We start from the raw sequence: 20,846 nt of genomic DNA, 5'->3' as shown, positions 1-20,846 counted from the left end.
ATTAAATGTTTTCTCACATTTGACGGCAAAATTAAACGATAGTTTAATTTTCAAATCACAAAGGTTTGTTAAAACATCTATTTATTAATTCTAAATAATGATTTGTTGGTTTTAGCTGTAGCATGGAGCTATTACAGTATTGTTTTTACCTTATCAAATGGTCTTGCAACGACAGCTTTTTTATTATGAACTACAATTGGACGTTCAATTAGTTTTGGATTCTGAACCATTGCTTCAATAATTTCGTTGTCTGATAGGTTCTTGTTTTTGTAATTTTCAACCCAAATTGCCTCTTTGGTTCTTACTAATTCAATTGGTTTGATATTTAATTGGTGCACTATTTCTGATAGGGATTCAAATGTAAATGGCGTATCCAAGTATTTGATGACTTCAAATTCTAAGTTTGTATTTTCTATAAATGCCAAGCATTCTCTTGATTTTCCGCAACGTGGATTGTGGTAAATTGTAATCATATTTTTTTTACAAAGGAAGTAATATTTGCAATAAATAATGTAATTTAGACCAAAGAAAAATTGCTAGTATGTTTATAGAACAAATACACACAAAAAATTTTAAGTGGTTTTTATATTTGCCCATTCCCTTAGGTTTTATATCTCTAATGGTTTTGAATTATTTTGTTTCGCAAGGAGTTGATACTGAAAAAACTATACACGATACAATCGAAAATTTTGGTGTCAACACAACTTTTGTACTAATCGTAGCGCCTTTGTCATTTGCTTGTTTAATGGTTCTATTTTGGGTAAAATTTGTGCATCAGCAAAGTTTGGTTTCACTTACAACTTCGAGAGCTAAAGTGGATTGGATGCGAATTTTCTTTTCATTTGGATTGTGGTCGGCTGTTACTGTTCTTACAACGGTGGTTGCTTACTATTCATCACCACAAGATTTTGAATTCAATTTTAAGCCAGTACCATTTTTAATTTTTCTTTTATTGGCTGTAGTGTTGATTCCGCTGCAAACTAGTTTTGAAGAATATTTGTTTCGTGGTTATTTGATGCAAGGAATTGGAGTTGTAACTAAAAGCAGATTAATTCCATTAGTTTTTACATCGGTACTTTTTGGAGTGATGCACATTGCAAATCCTGAAGTTGGAAAACTAGGTTACATTATTATGATTTATTATATAGGTACAGGTTTTTTTCTTGGAATTATTACGCTAATGGATGAAGGCTTGGAGTTGGCTTTGGGTTTTCATGCCGCCAATAATTTGGTTGGTGCGTTATTAGTAACTTCTGATTGGACTGCTTTTCAAACGCATTCAGTTTTAAAGGATGTTTCAACACCAACCGCAGGATTTGACATAATAATTCCAGTTTTTGTAATTTTCCCGATACTGTTATATATCTTTAGTAGAAAATACAAATGGAACAATTGGAAACAACGACTAACAGGAAACTTAAATTTAGATACTAACAAAATACTTTAATAAAAATGATAAATCCGACTTACGAAAACGTGCATAATTTGTTTAAACTAAATGGTTTTCATTTGGATAGAGAAGATTTATGTCGTGTAGCTTATAGTTTTATAAAAGAAGGTGAGGAGTTTGAAAAACCTGTTGGCGATTTTATTTTAGATTGGTTCGATGGAAAATCATTCATAGAAATGCATACTTCTGGATCAACTGGAATTCCAAAAATCATTCGTGTTGATAAGCAAGCCATGGTAAATTCGGCATTAGCAACAGGTGATTTCTTTGATCTTAGAGCTGGAAATAAAGCATTACATTGTCTTCCTGTGAAATACGTAGCTGGTAAAATGATGTTGGTGCGCGCCATGATTCTTGGTTTGGATTTAGAATTTGTTGCGCCAAGTTCACATCCTTTACGGAATTTAGATGGTGAGTTTGATTTTGCTGCGATGGTTCCAATGCAAGCGCAAAATTCGGTATCAGAGTTGCATCGAATAAAAAAATTGATAGTAGGCGGAGCAAAAATAAATGCCGCATTAGAAAAAGAGTTGATCCAATTAAATACTCAAGTTTTTGAAACCTATGGAATGACCGAAACCATTTCTCATATTGCTGCTAAAAAAGTAGGTGAGAAGGCCTTTACTGTTTTGCCTAATGTGACCATTTCTTATGATGATCAAAATTGTTTGGTAATTCATGCACCAAGAATCAGTGACGATTTGATTGAAACTAATGATGTGGTTGAATTGACCAATGAAAATCAGTTCGTTTTTCTTGGACGAATAGACAACGTTATCAATAGTGGCGGAATAAAATTGTTGCCTGAGCAAATAGAAGAAAAATTGGCTGGAACAATTGCGCCACGTTATTTTATTTCATCTAAAGAAGATAAAGAATTAGGTGAAAAAATTATCTTAGTTATTGAAGGTGATTCTTTTGAGGTAGATAAATCAATTTTTAAAGTATTAGATAAGTACGAAAAACCAAAAGAAATTTTGTTTGTACCCAAATTTAAAGAAACTGGAAATGGCAAAATTATTCGTAAAGAGAGTTTGAATTAAGCTACCATTTCATTTGATAAAAAAAAATGTCTCGACTAGTAATCGAGACATTTTTTTTAGCATTAAACTGTATTTTATTTTTCTTCGGTAACACGAACGTAAAATTCAGTTTTTAGCACTTCAACCTCATTTAAAGATTTGATTTTAAGTTTAGATTTTGCAAATTCATTTGTGGGATGAATTCGAGTTTCTTTTCCATTAATTTTTACATCAACGGGCATTTTAAAATTAGGCTCGTTGGTTTTCCATTTGAATTCTAATTTACTGTTGTTCAATTTTAGAATCAATTCTGGAAGTGCTGGATAACGCAAATATTGATTGAAAACCGAGGTTAAGTCTTGTCCACTTTCTTTGTTAAAAAAGGCAATTACCGTTTCGGTATCAATAATTTTGTGACGAAACGTTTCGGAATATTTCAAAATCAATTTCCACCATTTCTCATCGTTATCAATAATATTTCTGATGGTGTTTAAAAGCAAAGCTCCTTTAGGATACATGTCGCCCGAACCTTCGTTGTTTACGCCGTAATTTCCAATTATTGGAGTTTTGTTTCCAACATTAAAGCGCAGACCGTTTACATACTTATCGGCTTTTTCTTTTCCGTATTGGCATTCAACATATACTACTTCGGTGTATTGTGTAAAACCTTCATGAATCCACATATCGGCAATGTCTTTAGATGTTACACTATTGCCAAACCATTCGTGACCGCTTTCGTGAATAATGATATAATCGAACAACAAGCCAATTCCTGTTCCAGATAAATCAGAACCCATATAACCTTTTTTGTACTTATTTCCGTAAGCCACAGCACTTTGATGTTCCATGCCTAAATAAGGTGTTTCAACTAGTTTGAATCCGTCATCAGAAAACGGATACTTTCCAAATTTTTGCTGAAAGCAAGTTAACATTGGTTTTACTTCTTCAAAATGCGTTTTGGCTTTTTCTTCATTTTCTTTAAGTACGTAGTAATCTAAATCCAATCCGTCAAGCACATCATGAATGTGAGCGTAATCGGCAATGTTAAGCGTAATATCATACGTATTTATTGGGTTTTTAACTTCCCAATCCCAACGCGTGTAGCCGTTTTTTAAATCTTCTGAACCTAAAAAGCGACCGTTGGATACATTCATTAATCCGTTTGGCACCGCTACTTTTATGGAAGCACCATTGTCTGGCTCGTCGGATTGTGAATCTTTGACTGGATACCACAAACTAGCTCCAGTGCCTTGAACAGCAACAGCAACCCAAGGTTTTCCAGCTTTATCTTTTTTATAAACAAAACCACCATCCCAAGGAGCATTTTTAGCAACTAATGGTTTTCCAGAATAGTAAAATTTGATTTTTTCGTTGCTTCCCGATTTTAATTCGGATGGGAAGTTTATAAAAACGGCATTAAAATCTCTTTTGTATTCTAGTTTTTTATCTTTGAAAATGATCGAATCAACGGACATGTTATCAAATAAATCAATTTGAATTCGAGAAGTGTTGGAAACTACTTTGAACGCAATGTCGTTGTAACCAGAAATTGTTCGATCGTCAATATTGACCTTGATGTTTAAGTCATAACGTTGCACGTCAAAACTAGTTCGTTCAATTCGTAATCCGCCTTGAAGAGAGTCTTTTCTGGTGAAGGTTTCTTGCGCAGAAACAGACTGAAAACCAATAAACGTTAAACCAATAATAAAGATTTTTTTCATGATGATTTAATTTAAAATTGATTAGTAGTTGGTTTTTGGAATTTGTTACTAATAAAAAAAAATAAAACACAAAAGCCACAAAAGGTTTAATAAAAATTATTTTGTGATTTTTATGTTAAAAAATTACACCTGTATAACTCCCAAATTAAACTTCTTTTCAATAGGCGAGTGATTCGCTGCTTCAATTCCCATAGAAATCCAAGTTCTAGTTTCAAGTGGATCAATAATTGCATCGGTCCATAATCTTGAGGCTGCATAATAAGGAGAAACTTGTTCGTCGTATCGTGCTTTGATTTTATCAAATAATTCTTTTTCCTTTTCTTCATCAACTACTTCACCTTTTGCTTTTAATGAAGACGCTTCAATTTGCGCAAGAACTTTTGCAGCTTGCGTTCCGCCCATAACGGCTAGTTCAGCACTTGGCCAAGCAAATATCAATCTTGGATCGTAGGCTTTTCCGCACATTGCGTAATTTCCAGCACCATATGAATTCCCTACAATTACAGTAAATTTTGGAACAACCGAGTTGGCTACGGCATTTACCATTTTGGCTCCATCTTTAATAATTCCGCCGTGTTCCGATTTTGAACCTACCATAAACCCTGTTACATCTTGAACAAAAACCAATGGAATTTTTTTCTGATTGCAATTGGCAATAAATCGTGTTGCTTTATCAGCAGAATCAGAATATATAACACCGCCAAATTGTATTTCACCTTTTTTAGTTTTCGATACTGTTCTTTGGTTTGCAATTATTCCGACTGCCCAACCATCAATTCGGGCATAACAAGTAATAATTGATTTTCCGTAATCTTCTTTATACATATCCATATCAGAATTATCAACCAATCGTTTGATTACTTCCATCATGTCATATTGCTCGGTTCTTGCTTTGGGAATTATGCCGTAAATATCTTTTTCATCTAATGCAGGTTTTTGAGGTTTCTCTCTATTAAAACCAGCTTTGTCGTAGTCACCAATTTTACCCACGATGCTTTTAATTCGGTCTAAGGCATCTTTATCGTCTTTGGCTTTATAATCGGTAACTCCCGAAATTTCGCAATGCGTTGTAGCACCACCAAGAGTTTCATTATCAATATTTTCTCCAATTGCTGCTTTAACTAAATAACTTCCTGCAAGAAAAATACTTCCAGTTTTATCTACAATCATGGCTTCGTCACTCATAATAGGTAGGTACGCACCACCAGCAACACAACTTCCCATAACGGCTGCAATTTGGGTAATTCCCATACTACTCATGATGGCATTGTTTCTAAAAATGCGTCCAAAATGTTCTTTATCTGGAAAAATTTCGTCTTGCATTGGCAAATAAACTCCAGCGGAATCTACAAGATATATAATAGGAATAGAATTTTCCATCGCAATTTCTTGCGCTCGAAGATTCTTCTTTCCGGTGATAGGAAACCAAGCACCAGCTTTCACAGTAGCATCATTAGCAACAACAATACATTGTTTACCTGAAATGTATCCTATTTTTATTACAACTCCACCAGAAGGACATCCGCCATGTTCTTTATACATTCCATCGCCAACAAATGCGCCAATTTCAATACTTTTAGCTTTTTCGTCTAATAAATAATCAATTCGTTCTCTTGCGGTCATTTTGCCTTCGGTATGTAATTTTTCGATCCGATTTTCGCCGCCACCAAGTTTTACTTTGGCAAAACGTTGTTTTAAATCGGATACTAAAAGTCGGTTGTGGTCTTCGTTTTTATTGAAGTTAAGGTCCATATTTGAATGAATTTTTATACTAAATAGTTTAGGTTTGCTAAAGTACGAAAACGTTTTCAAAAGGAATAATTCTTACAAGTTAAAAAGTATTTTTTAATAAATTATTTAATAAGTTAATATTCACTTAACATTAGATGAATACATTTGCAGCATCAAAAAATAAAAAAAGTAATGACAATAAATAATATTTTTCAGTATTTAGTTCCTAAAGATAAAAAGTTTTTCCCACTTTTTGAGCAAGCTTCGGCAAATTTGATTGTTTTAGCAGAAACGCTGCATGAAGCAGTAAATGCTCCAAAAATCGAACGTGAAGAATATTTTCAAAAAATAGAGGAGTTAGAGGCAATTATTGAAGAGATTACTCATAAAACTCATTTAGAGTTGAGTAGAAATTTTATTACTCCATTTGATAGAGAAGACATCCATTCGCTTATAAAAGCAATTGATAATGTTGCCGATTATATGCATGGTGCGGCGAGTAGAATGCGTTTGTATCAAGTTGAGAAAATCACCAAATCTATACGTAAATTAACTGAAATCAATCTTGAAGCTTGTCAATTAATAGGTTTGGCCATTGGTGAGTTAAAAGATATGAACAATCTTAAAGCTATTTCTGAATATTGTAAGCGAATTAATAAATTGGAAAGCAAAGCAGATGTGGTTTTTGATAAAGCTGTCGCTGATATTTTTGAAAATGAAACTGATGCAAAGAATATAATTAAATATAAAGAAGTGCTTTCAGCTTTAGAATCAGCTTCAGATAAATGTAAAAGCGTAGCTAACGTTTTGGAACAAATATCGGTTAAACACTCGTAAGTAATAATAATTAGATAATTATACAGATGACATTATTAATTGTTATTATAGTTCTTGCTTTAGTTTTTGATTACATAAACGGTTTTCATGATGCTGCAAATTCTATTGCTACAATAGTTGCAACAAAAGTGTTAACACCTTTTCAAGCTGTTATTTGGGCTGCATTTTTTAATTTTTTAGCGTATTGGGTTTTTGGATTTGGCGTGGCAGATACTGTTGCCAAAACCGCTCATACCGCAAGTATTGACTTGGTTACCATTCTAGCTGGAGTTATTGCAGCTATAATTTGGAATTTGATTACATGGTGGAAAGGTATTCCATCATCTTCTTCGCATACTTTAATAGGTGGTTTTGCAGGTGCAGCAATTGCACATGGATTGTCTACCGTAACTGATCCTGAACATGCTGGATTTAAAATTGTAAACTGGTTCAAAGCAGCCAAAGAAGGAGAGTTGATGCCTTCTGGTGTTGTTATTGTGATTATTTTTATCGTTTTTGCTCCATTATTAGGAATGTTGATTTCCTATTTTATGTCGATATGGTTGATGTATTCTTCAAAGAAAAATATATATCCGAAAATCGTTACTGTAGCATTAATTATTCTCGTTTCATGGTTTTTAGTTTCCGTAATGATTTCTTATGAGGATATTAAAAAACCAAGATTTCAAAGTCATTTGTGGAGTGTTATTACAGAACCTCATAATATTAAGTGGTTTTTAGTAGCTTTTATCTTTTACAGTATAGCGATTTTTAATTTACTATTTAGTAGTTTTTCTACTGCAACTGCAGAAAAAGTATTAAAAAAAATGCAGTTATTATCTTCTGCAGCCTTTAGTTTAGGACATGGTGGAAACGATTCTCAGAAAGTTATGGGAATTATTGCTGCAGCTGTTGCTGTGTATATCAAAACTAACCCGAATGTGGATTTATCTGCTGGTTGGTTGGATTTAAATGTTGTACTTCCTTCAGAAAAAGATGGAGTAGTGGTAGATGGAGTAATGCCTGGATGGATACCACTGACTTGTTATACTGTAATTGCATTAGGAACATTGAGTGGCGGTTGGAAAATCGTTAAAACCATGGGTAGTAAAATTACTAAAGTTACCGCATTTGAAGGCGTTGTTGCTGAATCTGCAGGAGCATTAACCTTATTTACAACAGAGCACTTTAAAATACCTGTATCTACGACTCACACAATTACGGGTTCTATTATCGGTGTTGGGGTTACTAAAAGGATATCTGCTGTTCGTTGGGGTGTAACTGTTAAATTACTTTGGGCATGGGTATTAACCATTCCTGTATCCGCAGTGTTAGCGGCTTTAACCTATTACTTTTTGAAATTATTTTTATAAAATATAAATTATCTATTAAAAGCGTTCCTCAAAAGAACGCTTTTTTTTATATGTTTATTAACTTTTGTTCGCCTACTTTATTCCTAAGTTTGCTTTAAAATAAATAATTATGAAAAATAAAATAGTTTTAGTACTAGCTTTAATTACTAGCTCAGTATCAGCTTTAGCCCAGTTAAAAGCTGTAGATTATAATGATGGAAGTCAAAAACTAAGTGGTTTTTTTGCCAAACCGGTTAAATCGTTAAAAAATAATCCAGGAGTATTGGTTCTTCCAGCTTGGATGGGAATTGATGATCATTCCAAAGAAACTGCCACTGAACTGGCTGCTATGGGATACAATTCTTTTGTAGCTGATATTTATGGAGTGGGAAACAAGCCGAGTAATGCTTCACAAGCAGGTGAAAAAGCAGGTTATTACAAAAAAAATATTGCTGAATATCAAAAGAGAATTCAATTGGCATTAGATCAATTGGTGAAGAATGGCGCGAATGCTGATGAAATTGTTGTGATCGGATACTGCTTCGGTGGTACTGGAGCGATTGAGGCTGCAAGAAGTAACATGAAAGTAAAAGGTATTGTATCTTTTCATGGAGGCTTGGGTAGAGATGAAGCAAGAACAATTAATCCAATAAGTGCTAAAGTACTTGTACTTCATGGTGCTGATGATTTCTTTGTTCCTGAAGCTGAAATTAAGGCGTTTCAAAATGAGATGAGATCTGCAAAAGCCGATTGGCAAATGAATTATTATGCCGATGCTGTTCATGCTTTTACCGAAAAAGGAGCTGGAAATGACAAAACTAAAGGTGTTGCCTACAATGAAAATGCTGCAAAAAGATCATGGCAAGCAATGAATGATTTTTTGAAAGAAATTTTGAAATAATATATTTTAAATAATAAAAAGTCCCGATATGACAATAACAGTTCATATCGGGACTTTTAATAAATACAAAAGCCACTCTGGAGCGAGTGGCTATTGTGGTGAGGTGTAACTTCCTTTCGGAATCCTCGATGCAAATATACAGTATAAATATCTATTAAACTCCTGTATTGAATATTATTTTCTCAAAAATTCATATTTGATTGAAAATGAGGTTCTACTGAAATTAACTTCAGTAAAATTTATTGCTGCAATGTTGTATGTTTTATTAAATCTAATTTCAGCAACGAACCGATTATATTTATAACCAATAGATCCAAAAAAATTATACGTAAAATTAGCTACTTCTTGATCTGACGAACGTTCAAAATCAATTTTTGAACCGTTTTTTAAATTAGTAATAATCATACCACCACCTAAATAAAACTTTGTTGCAGGCTGTTTTCCAAAATAATATCGTACTCCGATAGGTACTTGTAATATAGATAAATCAACGGATACGTTTTGGCTTAACGTATTGTTAAATTCGTATTTTACTTCTTTATTGCTTTGGTATTTTGCATAATTTGGCTCAATAAAGAAACTCCATTTGTAGTTATTAAACGGAAAAATTAATTCTAAGTCGGTACCAATACCTAGTGTGACTTTTCGGTTTTTTTGAATCGCATCATTAGAGGTAGAATTATATTCAAAGCCGTCAGTATTGGCAATAACACTTAATTTTACACTAAAAATTGTTCTTTTTGAAACACTTTCAACGAAGTTGCTTGAACCGTTGCATGAGTTTATTTTAATAAAGTACTTTTGTAAATCACTTCTAGTATACTCCAATTTGTTTATGTCGCTTACGTTTGATAAATCACAGGTTACATTGTCTAATAGTTGTTTTTTAAAAGCTTCGTTCGCTAAAATACTTCCTGCTTTATTATTTTTATATTCAGGATTGGTAGTTACATCTTCGGTATCAATGGTATATAATAAGTAAACAAGTTGTTGCACTTCGTTTTTTGTATTAGAAAAAAAGAATTTTTCAATACCATTATCAAAATAATAATAAAGGTTGTGCGTACCCGAAATTAGAAATTTTAAGAAAACTGTTTCATCAATAAAAACTGGATTTTTGCTTTTCCTTAATGATCCAATTTTATCGCTTGATCGATCTATTTTTATTTTTGCTTTAATAAATCGATTTGTTTCAACACTAAATTCAATGCAATCATCTATCTTAATAATTTCTTTAGGCTGGTCTTCACTACTTTTAAAATCGAAAGATTTCGGATTGTTTTTCCAGTCTCTATTGTTTATATAACCTTCAATTTTTGCACCAGAGTTATCAATATAATAACCCTTTTGAAAGTTTTGAGCACAAAGAATTATTGAATAAAATACAAAAATGCAAGTAAGTATTGTTTTTTTCATATAGTTTAAGTTAATTTGGTTTACTCTTCTTTTTGTCCCATCATCATTAAATAGGCTTTTAGAAATCCATCAATTTCTCCATTCATAACGCCATCAACATTGCTTGTTTCATAACCAGTGCGAACATCTTTTACAAGTTTGTACGGTTGCATTACGTAATTTCTAATTTGTGAACCCCATTCTATTTTCATTTTTCCAGCTTCGATATCGGCTCGTTGTGCCATTTGTTTTTTGAGTTCAATTTCGTACAATTGAGATCGAAGCATTTGCATGGCTCTTTGGCGATTGTCTTGTTGTGATCTAGTTTCGGAACACTGAATCTGAATGCCAGTTGGTTTATGAAAAAGTTGGACTTTGGTTTCTACTTTATTTACATTTTGTCCTCCAGCGCCACTTGACCGTGACGTAATAATTTCGATATCGGCAGGATTAATGTCAATTTCGATGGTATCATCTACTAGTGGATAAACATAAACTGAAGCAAACGATGTATGACGTTTGGCATTGCTGTCAAATGGTGAGATGCGAACCAAACGATGTACGCCGTTCTCACCTTTAAGATAACCAAAAGCAAAATCACCTTCAATTTCGAGTGTCACTGTTTTTATTCCAGCCACATCACCTTCTTGAAAGTTAAGTTCTTTAATTTTATACTTTTGCTTTTCTGCCCACATCATGTACATTCGCATAAGCATTGATGCCCAGTCGCAACTTTCTGTACCACCAGCTCCAGCAGTTATTTGAATTACAGCGCTTAGATTATCACCTTCGTCGGAAAGCATGTTTCTAAACTCTAAATCTTCAATATGGGTGTTGGTAATTTCAAATTGTTGGTCTAATTCTTCTTCAGAAACATCTCCTTCTTTATAGAATTCATACGTGATTTGAAGTTCTTCTGCTAAAGCATTTCCTTTTTCAAAATCTTCGACCCACTTTTTCTTTGAACGTAAGTTTCTTACAATTGCTTCGGCTTCTTTGGCGTTGTTCCAAAAATTGGGTGCAAATGTTTTTTCTTCTTCGTTGGATATTTCGATAAGTTTGGCATCAATGTCAAAGATACCTCCTCAACGCACCAAGACGCTCTACAATACCTTTTATTTGTTCGGTATTTGTCATAAATTATTATATTTTTGTTGTTGCAAATTTAGTATTTTTTTTGGAAGAAAGATAGTTGTAGTTAGTACATTTGCGAAAGGGATTGCAATGGAAATCCTTTATTGTTTTTTTAACAATAAAGATTGAAATGGAAAGCCCGACAGCATTGCATTTTTTTCTTTTTAGAAAAATGTAATGGTGTTTCGCCCTAATTATATAAAATAGAAAATGGAAATAAATTTAGTGAGTGATACGGTTACTAAACCTAGTTTGGAAATGTTACAGCATATGTTTAGAGCCGATGTTGGTGATGATGTATACAAACAAGATCCAACAGTTAATGAATTGGAAGAAACTGTTGCTGATTTATTTGGAATGGAAGCCGCTTTGTTTTTTCCTAGTGGAACAATGGCAAACCAAACAGCTATAAAACTTCATACCAATCCTGGTGAACAAGTTATTTGTGATAAATATTCGCATATATACCATTATGAAGGTGGTGGTGCAAGTTTTAATAGTGGTGTTTCTTGCTGCTTGGTAGACGGTAAAAGAGGTATGATTACTGCAGATTTAGTGAGAGAAGCTATTAATGATCCTGAGTTTTATCATGCACCATTGACAAGCTTAGTGAGCATTGAGAACACTACAAATAAAGGTGGAGGAGCTTGTTATGATATTGAGGAATTACAAAAAATCAAGCAAGTTTGTGTTGAAAATAATTTGAAATACCACCTCGACGGTGCTCGATTGTGGAATGCTTTGATTGCTAAAAAACAACATCCAAAACAGTTTGGCGTGTTGTTTGACACCATTTCAGTTTGTCTTTCTAAAGGACTTGGCGCGCCTATTGGTTCGGTTCTAATTGGTAGTAAAGCCGATATGAAACGTGCTTTACGAATTCGAAAGATATTTGGTGGAGGAATGCGTCAGGCTGGATATCTAGCTGCGGCAGGAATGTATGCGTTGCAAAATAATGTTTCTAGACTTGAAGAAGATCATAAAAGAGCTAAAGAACTTGGCGCCGTTTTACAACAATTACCTTGGGTTGAAAAAGTAGAGCCTGTAGAAACTAATATTTTAATTTTTGCTGTAAAATCACCCTTAAGTGATAAAACGGTGATGGAAAAATTGAAACAAAAAAACATTTCAATAAGTTCGATGGGGCATGGAAAACTTAGAATCGTAACTCATTTAGATTATAAGCAAGTCATGCACACTTATGTGTTGGAAACTTTGGCTAAATTAACTTTCTAATAAAAAAGGCTTTCTAATTTAGAAAGCCTTTTTTATTATTTAAATAGTTGGTCCATTCCTGGAATCATGGGCATATCCATTTTGGCAACCGCATCAAGTTCTGCTTTATTGATAGCTTCTGCTTTTTCTAATGCTTTATTGATTACAAGTACCAAATAATCTTCTAACTGTTCTTTATCTTCTAACAGTGCATCGTCAACATGTATTGATTTTAATTTGTTATTGGCTGTGAAAGTTACTTTTAAAAGCCCATCTGAACTTTGCTCGTCGATTAAAACGGTGTCCAATCTTTTTTTAGTTTCTTCGATTTTGTTTTGGGTATCTCTTAATTTACCCATCATTCCCATTAAGTCCATAATTTTCTTTTTTAATGAAGCACAAATATAAGTAAATGCTGTTAATTTCTATTGTATAAATATTTTCAAATAACATTTTATTATGAGTAAGAACACTTATTTTTGTTTTTGATAATGACTGAAATTTACCTTATGAATAAAGATATACAAGCACCAATTGCAAAAATTATTCCGCATACTTTAGAAAAACATGGACATGTTAGAACAGATAATTATTATTGGTTGAATGAACGAGAAAACCCTGAGGTATTGGATTACTTGAATAAAGAAAACGACTTTTACAAGCAATCAACTGCGCATACTAAAGATTTTCAGGACGATTTATTTGAAGAAATGAAAGCCCGAATAAAAGAGGACGATGAGTCGGTACCTTATTTTTATAACGGTTATTTTTATATTACACGCTATGAAAAAGGAAAGGACTATCCAATTTATTCTAGAAAAAAAGGAACACTAAATGCCCAAGAAGAGATTTTATTTGATTGTAACGAAATGGCCAAAGGATTTAGTTATTTTCAGCTTTCGGGAATTAGTGTAAGTGAAGATAATAAATGGGCGAGTTTCGGAATTGATACGGTTTCGAGACGCCAATATACTATTCAAATAAAGAATCTAGAAACTAACGAAATTCTTCCAGTACAATTAGAAAATACTACTGGAGGATCAACGTGGGCAAGCGATAATAAAACTATTTTTTATTCTAGAAAAGACGAAACAACACTACGTCCCGACAAAATTTTTAAGCATAAATTGGGTTCAAATGCTGATACAGATGAAGTAATTTTTTATGAAAAAGATGAAACTTTTGACGTATCTGTTTATAAATCTAAATCGAATAAGTACATAATTATTAATTCTAGTAGTACATTAACTACTGAATATCAAATAGTTTTGTCATCATCGCCTGATGATAAATTCAAAATGTTTCAAAAACGTACTCGAGAATTAGAATATTCTATTTCACATTACGAAGACAGTTTTTATATATTAACTAATAAAGATGATGCTACCAATTTCAAATTGATGAAAACTCCAGAAGACAAAACTTCTAAAGAAAATTGGGTGGATTTAATTCCCCATCGCGATGATGTTTTATTAGAAGGCATTGACATTTTTAAAGATTATTTGGTTGTTTCTGAGCGCGAAAATGGCTTAAACAAAATTAGAATTATGCCTTGGAATGGAATAGGCGAGTACTATCTTCCATTTGATATTGAAACCTATACAGCCGAAACAACCACCAATATAGATTTTGATACCGAAATTTTGCGTTATGTGTATCAATCTATGGCAACACCAAGTTCTGTAATTGACTTCAATATGCGGACTAAAGAAAAAGTTGTCTTAAAAGAACAACAAGTTTTAGGGGGAAAATTTGATAAAAACAATTACACCGAAGAGCGCATTTGGGCAACCGCAACCGATGGAACAAAAGTTCCAATTTCAATGGTGTACCGAAACGGAATAGCGTTGAATTCAGAAAATCCTTTTTTACTTTATGCTTATGGTTCGTATGGAATGAATATTGATCCCTACTTTTCAACAACAAGATTGTCCTTGCTTGACCGCGGATTTATTTATGCAATTGCGCATATTCGAGGCGGAGAAGATTTAGGACGTCAATGGTATGAAGATGGAAAATTATTGAAAAAGAAAAATACATTTACCGATTTTATCGATTGTTCTAAACATGTTATTGAACAAAAATATACTTCTCCCCAACATTTATATGCCGAAGGAGGTTCCGCGGGCGGTTTATTGATGGGTGCAATTGCCAACATGAATCCAGAACTTTATAACGGAATCATTGCTCAAGTACCATTTGTAGATGTTGTCACCACAATGTTAGACGAAACAATTCCGTTAACCACAGGCGAATATGATGAATGGGGAAATCCTAACAAGAAAAAATATTATAATTATATGTTGTCGTATTCACCCTATGATAATGTAGAAAATAAAGAATATCCTAACATGTATATTTCAACTGGATTGCACGATTCACAAGTACAGTATTGGGAACCAGCTAAATGGGTAGCAAAACTAAGAGTTAACAAAACCAATGCAACTAAATTATTTCTTGATACAAATATGGATGCTGGACATGGAGGTGCATCGGGAAGGTTTGAATCGCTTAAAGAAGTTGCTAAAGAATTTAGTTTTTTGTTAGATTTAGAAGAAATTAAAAGATAGTGTAAAAAAAAATTATTAAATTTGCAAAGTTTTGAAGTATCTAAAAATTGACTTTGAATAATTGCCTTGACTAATTTATTTTATGAAAGAAGATATAAAAGCTTACAATAACGTTTTGGAATTAATAGGAAATACACCTCTTATTAAATTGAATAGAATCACTGAAAAAATAGAAGGTAACTTCTACGCTAAAGTTGAAGCTTTTAATCCAGGACATTCATCAAAAGATAGAATTGCACTTTACATTATTGAAGAAGCCGAAAAAAAAGGTATTCTAACTCCGGGAGATACAATCATTGAAACTACATCTGGAAATACCGGTTTTAGTCTTGCAATGGTTAGTATTATAAAAGGTTACAATTGTATTCTTGCGGTAAGTTCTAAATCATCTAAGGATAAAATTGACATGTTGCGCAGCTTGGGAGCAAAAGTATATGTTTGTCCAGCTCATGTTTCTGCAGACGATGAACGTTCTTATTATAGCGTTGCCAAGCGTTTGCACGAAGAAACGAAAGGTTCGGTATACATCAATCAATATTTTAATCAATTGAATATTGATGCACATTACTTAACAACTGGTCCAGAAATTTGGGATCAGACTAATGGTAAAATCACTCATTTAGTTGCTTGTAGCGGAACCGGAGGAACAATTTCGGGCGTTGCAAAATTCCTTAAAGAAAAAAATCCAAATATTAGAATTTTAGGGGTTGATGCTTTTGGTTCGGTATTGAAAAAATACCATGAAACAAAAGAATTTGATGCCAACGAAATATACCCATACCGTATTGAAGGTTTAGGAAAAAACTTGATTCCAACGGCAACGGATTTTGATTCGATTGATCATTTCATGAAAGTTACCGATGAAGCAAGTGCGCACACAGCAAGAGAAATTGTTAAATCGGAAGGCTTATTTGTAGGTTACACTTCAGGAGCAGTTATGCAAGCTATAAAGCAATATGCTGATGAAGGTGAATTTGATGAAAACAGTAATGTTGTTGCAATTTTTCCAGATCACGGTTCGCGATATATGAGCAAAGTCTTTAGTGATGAATGGATGAACGTACAAGGCTTTTTTGATAGCATTAATGCAGAAGAAGTTCAGAAAATTGAGTTTATTAAATAAATGACATATAGAATATATAAAAATCCCAAGTAATTTACTTGGGATTTTTTTGTAAAATTAATTTTTAAACGTTGTAACATTTATGAAAAAGAGGTTTATTTTGTTTGTTTTTTTAATGGTAAATTGTTCGTTTTCTCAAGACTATGAAAATAAACTTATAATTTATCAAGATTCTATTACAAAAGAATTTAAACAAAATGGAATTACTGAATATCTTTTTTTATCAAATAATTGTCCAGGTAGTGTGGCTGTAAGTAGCAAAGAATTTAAAGATGAAATTAAAAATGTTAATGTATTTGTAACATATTTAATTTGGAAGAAAAAATCTAAAATATTAATAAGAAAGATTTCTAATAGCGACAATTTTTTGATTATCAAGGAATCTGCTAATTTTGAAATTAAAAATTTTAATCCATTTAAATTCATCAATAAATACAAATCAAAAATTTTGAATGAAAAGGTTTTACAGAATGTAATAATAGATGATCATGGTGAAAAAACAACTTTTTTAACGACATTGCAATGCAAAACAATATTGAGAATTTACTTGAATTCTATTTACATTGAAAATTACTTTTTTGAAAGTGATCTTGTTAAAAGAATTTATTTAAACTATGATGGAAAATCAAATGAATCAGAAGGTTTAAATATCAATTATAAAGTAAATAATAATTTAAAAATGATTAGACTTTTTAGAAAATTAAATCTAGAAATTAATAAGATAAAATTCTAATACTCACTAAACTGTAAGTTACTTAAATTCTTATAAATACCATTTTCAATTTCAAGTAGCTCTTTATGGGTTCCTTTTTCAGAAATAACACCTTTGTCAAGAACCAAGATAGCATCAGCATTTCTAATAGTAGATAATCTATGTGCAATAATAATGCTTGTTCTTCCTTCCATTAAAGTTTCCAATGCTTCTTGAACTAGTTTTTCGCTTTCGCTATCTAACGATGAAGTGGCTTCATCCAAAATCAAAATACTAGGATTTTTTAACAAAGCTCTTGCAATTGCAATACGTTGACGCTGTCCACCTGAAAGCTTTATACCGCGTTCTCCAACTAAAGTATCAAATTTTTCTGGAAATCCGTTTACAAAACTAAGTGCATTAGCTTGTTTTGCAGCTAATAAAATTTCTTCTTCGGTTGCATTTGGTTTTCCGTAGGCGATGTTTTCTCGAATTGTTCCGCCAAACAAAATCACATCTTGCGGAACAATACTCATATTCCCACGAAGATTTTCCAATTCGTAATCGTAAATATTTTTATCATCAATTAATATTTGTCCGCCATCAATATCATAAAAACGCAGTAGGAGCGAAGAGATAGTTGATTTTCCAGCACCACTCGGACCAACAATTGCAATTTTCTGACCGAAACTAGCCGTGAAATTAACGTCTTTCAAAACTTCGATTTCTTTTCTTGAAGGATAACTAAACGATACATTTTGAAATGTTACATTCCCATTAATTTTTTCGGTGATAATTGCTTGTGAAGAATTTATTTTTTCTGATTTTTCTTCTAACAATTCAAAAATTCGTTCGGTTGATCCAATTGCTTTCTGAATTTGAGAATACAATTCAGCGATACCACCAAACGATGCACCAATAAACGAGGTATATAAAACAAACGAAATTAAATCACCAATTCCGTCAACTTCGCCTTTGATGGTTAAAGTAATTCCATACCAAACGACTGCTACAACGCATCCAAATAAACACAAGATTATGAAGGAAGCAAAATATCCACGATATTGTCCGCCTTTAATTGCAATTTTTACAATTTCTCTAATTTTGGTTTTGTAGCGTTCTATTTCATACCATTCGTTGGCAAATGCTTTTACATTGCTAATTCCTTGCAGCGTTTCTTCTACCACAACCTGACTTTCGGCTACTTTATCTTGTGTTTTTTTTCCGTATTTTCTAATAAATTTACCGAAGATTACTGCCGCAACAGCCACAATCGGAACAATTGAAAGCATCATCAAGGTCAGCTTTGGGCTAATTGTTGCCAAAATAATAAATCCTCCGATTATCAAAATAAACTGACGTAAAAATTCGGCAATTGTGCTTGTTAACGTATCTTGAAGTTGAGAAACATCGGCGCTTAATCTGCTATTAAGTTCACCTACACGTTTTTGAGAATAAAAAGACATAGGTAATTTAATCAAATTTTCATACAAAGCAAAACGTAAATTTGCCAAAGTATTTTCGGTAAAATTTACAAATAATGACAATCTGAAGAAGGAAAAAATTGCTTGTAAACCCAGAATTCCCATTAACGAAAGTGCAATCCAATTGGCCTGACTTAAATCTTTATTGGTAACGCAATCAACCAACATTCCCATTAACATAGGAAATGCTAATGCTGTCGCGCTTGTGAGTAAAAGGAAAAATAAACCCAAGTAGAATTTCCATTTGTGATTGGCGGCATATTTGAATATTAAAATCGCATTTTTTAAAGAACTTGCATTGACTTTTGCTTTTGGTAAATCGTTTTCTTGAAACCTTGCCATAAATAGAAATTTTTAGCAAAAGTAACGAATAAATAGGCAGTTTTTAATTAGACAAATTGTAAAATTTTAATTTTGCTTCTTCACTTTCACTACATACGTACATATAGGCTGAACTCCTATAGTTACATGTACATCGTAGGTACCAGTGCTGGTAAAAGTATATTTTATTTGTATGGTATCATTTTTTAAACGTTCTATTGATGGTTTGATAAATTGGCTACTTGTTCCGTAATCAATTTGTAAAAAAAATGAAGTAGTATCAAGTTCTTTTACATTTTTAAAGATGAAAATAGCTTCTTTATTTTTTAGAACTTCTATGTTCATCAATGAGGGTTCCATTGGAAAAGTAGCATATTTATAAGCGGCACCATATACCAAAGGAGCTTTTAAAAAATCATTTAATAACGGCTTTTCGTTTAGTAATAACCACTGTGCATCAATTGGAAAATGATTTTTTGCAAACAATTCAGGATCAGCTAAAAAGTAACCTTCATTGTATTTAAATTCAAAGGTATAGGTAGTTAAATTATAAGTACCACTAGACCAAGTTGCATCACACAAATACCATTTATTATTGAGCTGTACCGCATTCCAAGAATGATTTGGAAATTGTAGTTTAGAAGCTATTGTGCTTTCATTGCGACCAAATCCACCAATAATTTCACAATTGATGTTTACCAAATTGGCTAGAGTTTTAACCAAATACGCATAACCTGTACAAATCGTTTTTTTCTCTTTTGCTAATTTTTTAAAAACTTGATTGCTAAAGATTTCATTCCATTTGACTTGCTCCAAACTATCATTTTGATGCTTACTTCTTTTAGCGCTATTTTTTCTAAATCCGTCATAGTCACCTTCGATATTAGTGCTAACCCATGTGTAAATAGCTCTAAATTTTTCGACATCAGTAGATAAATTGTATGTAAGATTGTAAGCAAGTGCAGGCAAATTGGATAAGTCATTACCTTTATAAGCATCCGCAATTTTATCAGCATTTTTAAAATTGATGTTTTTAAAATCTGAAATTTGTGCTTCAATTTTTAATTGACTTAGCAAGGTAATGACTAAAAAAATCCACTTATTCATTTGTAAATAATGATTTTATTTTCTGAAACAATGTTCGTTTGGATTTGTAAACTTTATTGGTAGCGACTTCTCCCAACATAACCATTTGGCAGCTATCAAGCTTAACATCATAACTCATAATTATTGATTCGTTTTTACTTTTTACTACAATTTGTTTGTCATTATATCCCAATAAAGAAACAGTTAATACATCTCCAATTTCCAATTGTTCTGGAAAATTAAATTTCCCATCAACATCAGTAGTTGTAGTATTGTTTTTACTTTTCCAATAAACAATTGCACCTGGAAGCGGACCTACTGTATCGTAAACTACGCCGCTAACAGTAATTTTTTCTTTAAAATCTATCGAATCATTTTCTTTTTTAGTTGCGCTATTTTCCTCTTTTACAATTGAAGTAGCATTGGTTTGTTGCTGGGAATGGGCATTAGTTAACGATAAAAGAGATACTAGTGAAATCCCGAACACGCTTGAAGCAAAGGTGTTCGACATTTTTCTGTTTTTGGAATGGATCGGATTTGAATAGCTTTTTAATTGCGATTCGAGAAATAGGCCACACGTTTTACTTTTTTGAGTTTCAAAGTAGCGAAATACTTCTTGGTCACTCATTTTAGTAAAATCTACCACATTTATTTTACATGAATTACAAAATCCACCATTCTCTGTTTTTTGAAAGCTCTTGAATTTCTCAGAGCACGGATTGTTGATTTGAATGTTAATTTTTTCCATCTTTAAAGTTTTTAGGTTTCTTATAAAGAGGTGATTATTTTGCAAAAGGTTGGGATAGGTAAAAAAAAATCCGCTTTGCTTTCACA

General features: G+C 32.5%; 18 protein-coding genes. 9 read left to right on the top strand and 9 right to left on the bottom strand.

Annotation, left to right across the window (positions count from 1 at the left end):
- Positions 1–131: 131 nt before the first annotated feature.
- The gene (arsC, locus tag ACZ098_RS11895) at positions 132–473 is read right to left on the bottom strand and encodes an arsenate reductase (glutaredoxin) (RefSeq protein ID WP_487311971.1); all 342 of its coding nucleotides are present in this window, start codon (positions 471–473) and stop codon (positions 132–134) included.
- 68 nt (positions 474–541) lie between these two features.
- Here arsC and ACZ098_RS11890 point away from each other — a divergent pair, with 68 nt between their 5' ends.
- Positions 542–1,447: a CPBP family intramembrane glutamic endopeptidase gene (locus tag ACZ098_RS11890; RefSeq protein WP_487311970.1), complete on the top strand. Its 906-nt coding sequence runs from the start codon at positions 542–544 to the stop codon at positions 1,445–1,447.
- A gap of 5 nt (positions 1,448–1,452) precedes the next feature.
- Complete coding sequence (locus ACZ098_RS11885; RefSeq protein WP_487311969.1) at positions 1,453–2,493, top strand: AMP-binding protein; 1,041 nt, start codon at positions 1,453–1,455, stop codon at positions 2,491–2,493.
- 74 nt (positions 2,494–2,567) lie between these two features.
- Here the strand turns inward: ACZ098_RS11885 and ACZ098_RS11880 are convergent, their stop codons facing one another.
- Together ACZ098_RS11880 and ACZ098_RS11875 are read right to left on the bottom strand one after the other, a co-directional pair.
- Positions 2,568–4,193 carry a M1 family metallopeptidase gene (locus ACZ098_RS11880; protein WP_487311968.1) on the bottom strand — a complete coding sequence of 542 codons (1,626 nt, stop codon included), beginning with the start codon at positions 4,191–4,193 and terminating at the stop codon, positions 2,568–2,570.
- Between the two features lie 123 nt (positions 4,194–4,316).
- The gene (locus ACZ098_RS11875) at positions 4,317–5,945 is read right to left on the bottom strand and encodes an acyl-CoA carboxylase subunit beta (protein WP_487311967.1); all 1,629 of its coding nucleotides are present in this window, start codon (positions 5,943–5,945) and stop codon (positions 4,317–4,319) included.
- Between the two features lie 171 nt (positions 5,946–6,116).
- Here ACZ098_RS11875 and ACZ098_RS11870 point away from each other — a divergent pair, with 171 nt between their 5' ends.
- The 3 genes from ACZ098_RS11870 (at position 6,117) to ACZ098_RS11860 (ending at position 8,993) form a co-directional block, all read left to right on the top strand.
- Positions 6,117–6,761, top strand: a complete 645-nt coding sequence (locus ACZ098_RS11870) for a DUF47 domain-containing protein (RefSeq protein ID WP_487311966.1) — start codon at positions 6,117–6,119, stop codon at positions 6,759–6,761.
- A gap of 26 nt (positions 6,762–6,787) precedes the next feature.
- Positions 6,788–8,113: an anion permease gene (locus ACZ098_RS11865; RefSeq protein WP_487311965.1), complete on the top strand. Its 1,326-nt coding sequence runs from the start codon at positions 6,788–6,790 to the stop codon at positions 8,111–8,113.
- A 109-nt stretch (positions 8,114–8,222) separates the two neighbouring features.
- Positions 8,223–8,993, top strand: a complete 771-nt coding sequence (locus ACZ098_RS11860; RefSeq protein ID WP_487311964.1) for a dienelactone hydrolase family protein — start codon at positions 8,223–8,225, stop codon at positions 8,991–8,993.
- Positions 8,994–9,167: 174 nt separating this feature from the next.
- Here the strand turns inward: ACZ098_RS11860 and ACZ098_RS11855 are convergent, their stop codons facing one another.
- Positions 9,168–10,409 carry an outer membrane beta-barrel protein gene (locus tag ACZ098_RS11855; protein WP_487311963.1) on the bottom strand — a complete coding sequence of 414 codons (1,242 nt, stop codon included), beginning with the start codon at positions 10,407–10,409 and terminating at the stop codon, positions 9,168–9,170.
- Positions 10,410–10,429: 20 nt separating this feature from the next.
- Positions 10,430–11,525, bottom strand: a protein-coding gene (gene prfB / locus ACZ098_RS11850) for a peptide chain release factor 2 (RefSeq protein WP_487311962.1) whose coding sequence is annotated in 2 segments (ribosomal slippage) — positions 10,430–11,461 and positions 11,463–11,525 — 1,095 coding nt in all. Because the reading frame shifts where the segments join, the coding sequence is not laid out codon by codon here.
- 207 nt (positions 11,526–11,732) lie between these two features.
- Between prfB and ACZ098_RS11845 the strand changes: the two genes are divergently transcribed.
- Positions 11,733–12,758, top strand: coding sequence for a threonine aldolase family protein (locus ACZ098_RS11845; protein ID WP_487311961.1), 1,026 nt, complete (start codon positions 11,733–11,735; stop codon positions 12,756–12,758).
- Positions 12,759–12,793: 35 nt separating this feature from the next.
- Here the strand turns inward: ACZ098_RS11845 and ACZ098_RS11840 are convergent, their stop codons facing one another.
- A complete protein-coding gene (locus ACZ098_RS11840) occupies positions 12,794–13,114 on the bottom strand; it encodes a YbaB/EbfC family nucleoid-associated protein (RefSeq protein WP_487311960.1) in 321 nt (106 codons plus the stop codon).
- A gap of 132 nt (positions 13,115–13,246) precedes the next feature.
- Here ACZ098_RS11840 and ACZ098_RS11835 point away from each other — a divergent pair, with 132 nt between their 5' ends.
- From ACZ098_RS11835 to ACZ098_RS11825, 3 genes are all read left to right on the top strand, one after another.
- Positions 13,247–15,307 carry a S9 family peptidase gene (locus ACZ098_RS11835; RefSeq protein ID WP_487311959.1) on the top strand — a complete coding sequence of 687 codons (2,061 nt, stop codon included), beginning with the start codon at positions 13,247–13,249 and terminating at the stop codon, positions 15,305–15,307.
- A gap of 82 nt (positions 15,308–15,389) precedes the next feature.
- Positions 15,390–16,430: a cysteate synthase gene (gene capA / locus ACZ098_RS11830; RefSeq protein ID WP_487311958.1), complete on the top strand. Its 1,041-nt coding sequence runs from the start codon at positions 15,390–15,392 to the stop codon at positions 16,428–16,430.
- 100 nt (positions 16,431–16,530) lie between these two features.
- On the top strand, positions 16,531–17,163 hold the full coding sequence (locus tag ACZ098_RS11825) for a hypothetical protein (protein WP_487311957.1): 633 nt from the start codon (positions 16,531–16,533) through the stop codon (positions 17,161–17,163).
- On the opposite strand, the gene ACZ098_RS11820 is transcribed toward ACZ098_RS11825, so the two are convergent.
- The 3 genes from ACZ098_RS11820 to ACZ098_RS11810 form a co-directional block, all read right to left on the bottom strand.
- A complete protein-coding gene (locus ACZ098_RS11820) occupies positions 17,160–18,947 on the bottom strand; it encodes an ABC transporter ATP-binding protein (RefSeq protein ID WP_487311956.1) in 1,788 nt (595 codons plus the stop codon). The two genes, ACZ098_RS11825 and ACZ098_RS11820, sit on opposite strands and share 4 nt — an antisense overlap.
- A gap of 66 nt (positions 18,948–19,013) precedes the next feature.
- Complete coding sequence (locus tag ACZ098_RS11815; RefSeq protein ID WP_487311955.1) at positions 19,014–20,033, bottom strand: transglutaminase domain-containing protein; 1,020 nt, start codon at positions 20,031–20,033, stop codon at positions 19,014–19,016.
- Positions 20,026–20,760: a carboxypeptidase-like regulatory domain-containing protein gene (locus tag ACZ098_RS11810; protein WP_487311954.1), complete on the bottom strand. Its 735-nt coding sequence runs from the start codon at positions 20,758–20,760 to the stop codon at positions 20,026–20,028. Before ACZ098_RS11810 ends, ACZ098_RS11815 begins: the two co-directional genes overlap by 8 nt.
- Positions 20,761–20,846 lie beyond the last annotated feature (86 nt).

It is taken from the genome of Flavobacterium sp. SP2, from assembly GCF_057626655.1.
This window is presented reverse-complemented; position numbering and strand designations above follow the sequence as displayed.